The organism is Clostridium sp. 1001271st1 H5 (genome assembly GCF_005845215.1).
In the GTDB taxonomy this organism is placed as follows: domain Bacteria; phylum Bacillota; class Clostridia; order Lachnospirales; family Lachnospiraceae; genus Enterocloster.
This window is the reverse complement of record NZ_SPHO01000012.1, coordinates 202,601-210,055: the sequence shown is the minus strand read 5'-3', so window position 1 is coordinate 210,055 and position 7,455 is coordinate 202,601. Positions and strand designations below refer to the sequence as shown.

The window sequence follows — 7,455 nt, the reverse complement described above, 5'->3', positions numbered from 1 at the left end:
TTACTCACCCGTCCGCCACTCAGTCAATCAAGATTCCATCCGAAAACTTCCTCTTGATTGCTTCGTTCGACTTGCATGTGTTAGGCACGCCGCCAGCGTTCATCCTGAGCCAGGATCAAACTCTCATGTTTTAAGTTTTTCACTTATGTGAGGTCTTTCACGAACATTACGTGAAAACTTAGTTCACAATAGTTACGGTTCGTATTCCGGAACCGTTACGTTTGTGAACACCCTCGTGAAGAGTGTTCCTTGGTTTCAGACTACTTAGCTTGGCTAGTTATCTTTAACCTTCATTACTTGGTTTTGTTCTGAATTTTCTCAAATCCAAAGGTCTAAACCAGACCTTTTGTTTTTAGAATTTTCAGGGTTTGTGTATTATTCAGTCTTCAATTTTAAAGGTACGATGGAAGCAATGCTTCCGACCGCAGAAGGAGGGATTTGAACCCTCGCGCCGCTACTAACGACCTACTCCCTTTCCAGGGGAGCCCCTTCAACCTCTTGGGTACTTCTGCTTGGTTGAATCTTGTTTCATATTCAATTTATATTCGCAGGCAAATCATACAAACTCGTCTGCAGCGGAGAGGGTGGGATTCGAACCCACGCGCCCTTGCGGACAAACGGTTTTCAAGACCGCCTCGTTATGACCACTTCGATACCTCTCCGAACGCGCTTTTCTATTTTACAGAAGTTTCGACGTTTTGTCAAGTACTTTTTTTAATTTTTTCAAAACTCTTTTTTCGAGTTTTGTGCTTGCTGTCGTTTTCAGCGGCAACTCGATTAGTCTATCATGTTATTCGACAGATGTCAACACTTTTTTCAACATTTTTCTGATGGTTTTTTTCCGTTCTTGGGCTGATGGTATTTCTCACGGTTTTCTCACTGGTTTTGCTGTCTTTTACCGCTGGCTGGAATTCCCTGATTCAGGTAATTCCAACCAGCTCTTCCACCTATTCGCACATGCATTTCCCGGCAGCCTTCTTATATATCCTTATCCACAGCCCAGCGGTCCAGCTGCTTCAGGAACTTTTTATCCTCTGAAACCACCTTGACCGGCTTCTTATAGTCTATGGCCATCAGCCCCAACACGGACTTTCCGTCTGCAATCTGATTGTCCATTGTATGTACTCCAATATCCAGGGGAGACGCACACGCCAGATGCATAAAATCTCTTAAATCGTTGGATGTATACAGCATAATTTCACGTACCATATTGATACCTCCTTTTTCCGGACATAGTATAACACTTTCGGATAAAATATACAATATCCAATCATGGTTTTATATAGCCCCACCGTGACAAGGCCGCCCTTAACTCTTCTTTTTCCTCTGCTGCCTTTTCAAAGGGCCTTCCGCTCATCACAATGTCGATGGCCTGGCGCATTGCCCGGGCTCCTGCCACAGCACCGCCCGGATGCCCCTGGACAGCCCCTCCTGCCGCAAGAACAACGTCTTTTCCCACTTCACTGATATATTTCTCCACCATCCCTGGATGGACGCCTCCTCCAATGGATGGCATAGAGGGTTTAATGTCATAGAAAGGGAGGGTGAGCTGGGCCACTGTCTGCATATATTTCTGGTGAAGAAGAGGATAGCCCCCATAGGGCGTATTAATCATTACTATATCAGCTCCCCCCAGACGCGCAAGCTTTCCCACGGCCAGAGGCGAGGCCATTCCATTCATGGCGCCTTCAAAATACATTCCGGTGCCTGCCGAATGTCCCAGGACCGGGAGAGCCGTATGCTCTGCCACGTGCTTAAGCACACTGTATCCCACAACTGCAAAATTAATCATCAGTCCGTCTGCCCCGGCATCCTCCGCCCGTTTTACATTTTCAATGATTTCATCCGCCCCGCTGGTTATGTTAACAAAATACTTCACCCTCTCCCCTGTTTTTTCATAGGCAGCCTCAGCAGCCTCCTTATACGCCCTTACCCGTTCTCCGGGCTTGCTGTAAACAGGATTTCCTAGCAATTCATCGTCCTTAATAAAGTCCACACCTCCAAGTGCTGTCTCATAAAATATGTTTGCACCCTCTTTGGGGGTCAGCCCTGTGCACGGCTTAATCATATTCAGCAGAATCGGACGGTCATTTATTCCGGCAAACCTGCGGATTCCTTCAATTCCATACCGCGGTCCCCTGAATTTTCCGGCAAATTCCTCTGAAAACTCAATATCCAAAAGCTTTACCTGGGCTGAGGTGGAAGCATCATTCCCCAGAAGAGAGGTAATCATCAGCGGCAAATCCGCGCCGAAATTCACGGCAGGATAGGCAATCTGAATCAGATATTCCCTCAGGTCATCCCCAATCTGGGTGGCCAAATCCAGGGAAGGCACATCAAATACATTTACCACCTTTCCCATATACGTTTCCCGAATCTCCTCCGTAATTCCCGGAATCGGAATCCACGTCCCAATGGTCTGCCCCACTGCAAGGGCTGCTGCCTTTTTCAGAATGTCGGCTTCCTTCGGGAGCCTGATATGATAAGACGCTATGATATAATTTTGTTTGTGTATTGTCTCCGGTAATGTATAAAGTACAGAATCCATCTTTTCTCCTTTATTCACAGCGCTCCTATGCCTGGCAAAACAAAAGAGCCCGGCATCCGGTTTCGATGCCCAAGCTCTGTTATCACTTTCTGATTCTGCTATACACGTATATCAGGATTTACGCATTCTCATGAAAATACACGTCCAAAGAGTAGGGAATGTTCTCCGTTCTCTTCTTCAGGTTCTGAGTCAATAAATGACTGATTCGTTCGCTGTCCCTCTGTTCCAGGGCATCCAGATAGCTCTGATGCTCCTCAATCATCCTTTCCCTGGATTCACGGCCCTCCAACAGCTTCTGGCCGTAAATCAGCTTGAAGAATGACAAATTATCCCACAGCGATTCTATCATCGCACAGACCCTGTCCAGCCGGCTGATTTTATAGATGGAGAAATGGTACAGCCTGTTCTGCTGATACACATCAATTGCATCAAGCTCATCCTGCCTGACAATGCGGATATATTCAGCGTGAATCTCCTTCAGGTTCCGGATGTCTTCATCTGTAATCTTTCCGCAGGCATATTTTGCGGCCACTGGCTCCAATGCCGTCCTCGCTATATATATCTGCCGCACATCCTCCTTGGTCAGTGTCACAAGCCTGGTTCCTGCATAGGGGACCGATTCAGCAAGCCCTTTCTTTTCAAGATTGGCCAGCGCTTCCCGAATCGGCATACGGCTGACTCCCAGCTGGGAAGCCAGCTCCTCGGTATTCAGCTTGTCACCCATTGACAGCTTGCCGCTCATAATCCATTCCATCAGCTTGTCCAAAGCCAGGTCCGGAAGCTTGTTATGCTGAAGCATTCCCCTGTCCAGGTCATTCATTGTAATACGCATATTAGATTTCATATAGCTCTCACCTAAGTAATATTTACAAGCCAAGCTTCGAAACGGTCACTTTTAAAATCGCCACTTGCGCGGTTTCTTCAATTAATTCTGCTGTATGCTCTGCATTAATTGCATCTTTTCCGACTGCCACTAAACCATGATTCACAAGTAAAAATCCGGGCAAATCCGGGTTCTCTCTATATATTTTTTCCACCATTGGGAAATACTCTTTTTTTACCATCGCCGCAGGAACATCCAACGTTGGTAAATCCGCGCTCATCTTAAGCTGGGCGTGCCATGTGGTCCTCTTTAAGGCCTTTCCTGTGGACGCCCATGCAATTGAATACGGTGAGTGTGTATGTACAACAGCATTCACCTTTGGACAAATTCTATATAGCAAGCCGTGAAGTAAAGCCTCTCTTGTAGGTTTTCCTTCCCCTTCTACTAGATTTCCATCGAAATCCGTGATTACAAAACCTTCTGGCGTACTGTCAATAAAAGAACTGCCGCTTGCCTTTACAATCATCCAGTCTTTCCCTGGCACCCTGGCGCTCACATTGCCGCCGCTTCCGGTCTGTATACCTCTAGTATATGCTCTTTTGCAGGCTATGACAAGTTCCTCTGCAATTTTTTTAACATCTTCTGACATTTTAAAGAACGCCCTCCTTGTCCTGATATTTTATTTCATCCCCTGTCACACCGCGCTCTTTCAGTTCGTCCACCATATGATGGGCGGCCTCAATGCCCCATGCTTCCGTGTCCAGATTTCCCGGTATCGTAATGATTTCCACATTGGGATTCCTGATTTTCCTTAGCCGGCGGATGATGATATCATCCACCTCTTTGTAATAGAGCTCCTCGCCCTTGCGGGTATTATGGCGCATTCCGTCCGTGGGAATCAGGAGCTTTACCGGGTAATCAATTTTCTCAATCCGCGCGGCAAACCGGTCTGTTGTAATCTCAGCCTCGTCCGGAAGCAGCTTGATATGAGCTGTATTGGCATTGTGCATCATATAGACACGCTGGTCCATGCGGGGCGGAAACTCTCCTGTCTGGAAATCAATAAAATCCAGACCGCCCACGCTGACTACCAGAGGCACCTTCTTCTCCACTCCGCGGACCAGCCGGTATCTGGAATCTTCCCCATAGGAAAACCCGCCTTTAAAATACTCCTGTGTAATCTCATGTGTCGTCAAATCCAAAATACCGTCAATCAGGCCGTCTGCCGCCATCTGCTCCATAATGGCTCCGCCTGCACCGGTGGAGTGAAACCCAATGGCCTCAATGCCCAGCCGTTCCAGCTCGTCAATTGCAGCACATGCCCCTGTATTGGTAATCCCCATCAACGTCACACCCACAACCGGCTTAGGGCCCTTTTTCAAAGCCTGTCCTCCATGCTTCACCATACCTGCACAGCACGCGCATGCATTTGCCATGATTTGTCTTGTCACTATATTAAGTCCGGTAAAATCACATATGGACGGAATTGTCACAATATCCTTTGCCCCGACCACACTTTCAAAGGTCTTGCGGCCGGATGCCACCGTGGTGGCCATGACCTTGGGGAAACCTATGGGAAGACGTTTCATGGCATTGGTGGCCATAACTGTATTCTGAAGGCCTCCCGCAGAGAGAATTCCGTCAATCGCGCCCTCTGCATACAGCTTCTCCACATAGGATGCCACTGCATCCATCATAAATGCAATCTTCTCGCCCTTTGTCCTGGGTTCCAGCTCATCCCACTCCGTTCCTGCCGCCCTGACCACCTCTTCCCTGGAAACATCATATCCATAAGAAGGATTGGGGCCTGTGGCCACATTGATTACCATTGCCTTGACGCCCTGGCTCTCAATCTGCTCACGCATATATGCAATTTCCCTGTACTTGGTGTCGCAGCTTCCTATGATTGCGATTGTGTTCATTTCATTTCTCCTCCCATACGATATTGTGAAGACCCTCCGCCCGGCAGTCTCCACAATACCCCCTATGGACCCCGTTCCTTCACAGGGACGTACTCACATTAATTCTGGGTGAAGTACTTGGTCTTTGCCCTTTGGGACGCTTTCTCCGCATCCTTGTCAATAATCGCGCTCTTGTACTCATCAAATACAAAATCCGTGTCCTTAAGCCCGATTACCGGAAGCCTGTTCTCATGAGAGTCCTCATATCTCTCCACAGCGGCCGACAGTATAACATCGTGGGCAAGCAGAAGGTGCTTATGAGGGTCTACCCCCGCCTCCCTGCAGCGGCGGACCGTGTCGCGGATTGTCTGCCACGCAGCCACTATGTCAACATAACGTCCCGGAGGGCAGATATCATAGTGCAGCTCATCCTGCATGGCCTGCGGCGCATCAATGTTGCCCATTACGAATACCGAATCGCCCACGCAGTAGTAAGGTCCGTCTTCTGTCTCAACCACAACCGTCATGTGGCCCGGGCAGTGTCCGAAGGATTCAAATACGCTTACGCCCGGAGCAATCTGCGCCTCGCCCTTAACTGTCTCAAAACGCTCTTTTACTCCCGGCTGGTCATAGGGCGCAATAAATTCATCACCGCAGGTCACATCCCCGTCCTTGGCAATGACCGGTCTGCAGTATGATTTATAATGCAGCGGAATGGGGTTATGGGCATAGCTCCACTCCGCCTCATGGCAGATAAAACGAGCCTTTGTAAACTTCTCAAGATAAAATACATGGTCCCAGTGCAGATGCGTGAACAATACAATGTCAACATCAGAAGGCTTGCGGCCAACCTGGGCCAGGCGGGATTCGATGTCGTCAATCCCCTGTCTCTGCATGGATGGACCGTGATGGTACTTGTCGGCGTGTTCCGTCCAGGACATCCCCGTATCAACCAGAATCAGCTGGTCCCCGCCTTCAATTAAGAACGTGAAATCCGGAAGCTGGTCCGAGTCATTGGTGATTCCCAGCTTCTCCACAAATTTTTTACACGAAAAATGGTACCAGTACTCCAATGGTTTGGTCGGAATATAACCAGAATTAAGTGGTCGGATTGTTAATGGCATATTAATGTTCCTCTCTTTCTCTTTCATGAATTATCTATCTTAAAACTGCCGTGGTATATTCCGGGGGCAGTTTTAATACCCGTATATCCGGCAATCATGCCGCCTTGCTTTCCTGTCTTTTCTTGCTGTAGGTATCAAACAGCACCATGGCAATGATAACAATGCCGATTACCAGACCCTGCGCATAGGAGGATATCCCCTTCAGGTTCATTACATTGACGATAATCGTAAGTATCAAGGCTCCGACTACAGTCCCAAGGACGCCGCCTTCCCCTCCCAGCATGGAGGTTCCGCCTACGACCACCGCCGCTACGGTCTGCAGCCCGTAGCTGTCTCCCATGGCTGCGTCCGCTGCATTTAACCTGGCTGTCATCAGCATGCCTGCAAGGCCTGCGCACATGCTGCACATCATAAATGCGGACAGCATGATTTTCTTAACCGGCACAGCTGCATATTTGGCTGCGGTGGGATTTGAGCCATAGGCGTACACCTGACGGCCATACGTGGTTTTCTGAAGAAGGACATATATCAGGACCACCACCACTGCCGCTATGATGATTAGATTCGGGACAGGACCTGTGTATCCCACGCCTATCTGCGTGAACCCCTTTGGAAGGTCATAGATAACCGCCCCCTGCATGACCAGGACCGCAAGCCCGCTCATGACCCAGTTGGTTCCATAGGTTGCAATAAAGCTGGGGAGTATGCCGGCCAGCAGTCCGTTGATGACACCCACCACCAGTCCAATCAGGATTCCCAGTATAAAGGCTGCCGGAATCGGAACGCCGCTTTTGATGCACTGGGCACAGATACATCCGATAAAACCAGCGGTTGCCCCCACTGATAAATCCATACCGCCGGTCAGAAGCACTGCCGTTAATCCTGCGCTGAGCACCAGCAGCACACTGGCCTGCCTGAATACCGTGATAATGTTGTCAACCGTCCTGAAATTCGGCGCAGCGACAGCGGAAAAGATAACCAGTATAATCAGGCCTATCAGGCTGTAAAATACCTTTGAATTTCTTACCTCTTCAAATATTCTCTTTGCTTTCATGTCCC

Annotated in this window: 7 protein-coding genes, 2 tRNA genes and 1 rRNA gene; all 10 read right to left on the bottom strand. The window is 48.7% G+C overall.

The genetic code is table 11. The features are described 5' to 3' along the window. Nucleotides 1–131, bottom strand: a 16S ribosomal RNA gene (locus tag FGS84_RS18990); the annotation flags it as partial. Nucleotides 132–423: 292 nt separating this feature from the next. Beyond that, nucleotides 424–512 (bottom strand) — tRNA-Ser (locus tag FGS84_RS18985). Nucleotides 513–576: 64 nt separating this feature from the next. After that, a tRNA-Ser gene (locus FGS84_RS18980) sits at nucleotides 577–662 on the bottom strand. A 316-nt stretch (nucleotides 663–978) separates the two neighbouring features. Next, complete coding sequence (locus FGS84_RS18975) at nucleotides 979–1,209, bottom strand: HPr family phosphocarrier protein (RefSeq protein WP_138309992.1); 231 nt, start codon at nucleotides 1,207–1,209, stop codon at nucleotides 979–981. Between the two features lie 61 nt (nucleotides 1,210–1,270). After that, entirely contained in the window at nucleotides 1,271–2,548 is a 1,278-nt protein-coding gene (locus FGS84_RS18970) for a RuBisCO large subunit C-terminal-like domain-containing protein (RefSeq protein ID WP_138309991.1), read from the bottom strand. Nucleotides 2,549–2,666: 118 nt separating this feature from the next. Continuing rightward, a complete protein-coding gene (locus FGS84_RS18965) occupies nucleotides 2,667–3,392 on the bottom strand; it encodes a GntR family transcriptional regulator (RefSeq protein WP_138309990.1) in 726 nt (241 codons plus the stop codon). 22 nt (nucleotides 3,393–3,414) lie between these two features. Next, nucleotides 3,415–4,020 (bottom strand): class II aldolase/adducin family protein, encoded by a 606-nt coding sequence (locus tag FGS84_RS18960; protein WP_138309989.1) that lies wholly within the window; start codon nucleotides 4,018–4,020, stop codon nucleotides 3,415–3,417. A 1-nt stretch (nucleotide 4,021) separates the two neighbouring features. Next, complete coding sequence (locus FGS84_RS18955; protein ID WP_138309988.1) at nucleotides 4,022–5,293, bottom strand: Tm-1-like ATP-binding domain-containing protein; 1,272 nt, start codon at nucleotides 5,291–5,293, stop codon at nucleotides 4,022–4,024. A 98-nt stretch (nucleotides 5,294–5,391) separates the two neighbouring features. After that, nucleotides 5,392–6,396 carry an N-acyl homoserine lactonase family protein gene (locus FGS84_RS18950; protein WP_138309987.1) on the bottom strand — a complete coding sequence of 335 codons (1,005 nt, stop codon included), beginning with the start codon at nucleotides 6,394–6,396 and terminating at the stop codon, nucleotides 5,392–5,394. A 94-nt stretch (nucleotides 6,397–6,490) separates the two neighbouring features. Further along, nucleotides 6,491–7,450, bottom strand: a complete 960-nt coding sequence (locus FGS84_RS18945) for an ABC transporter permease (RefSeq protein WP_138309986.1) — start codon at nucleotides 7,448–7,450, stop codon at nucleotides 6,491–6,493. Nucleotides 7,451–7,455 lie beyond the last annotated feature (5 nt).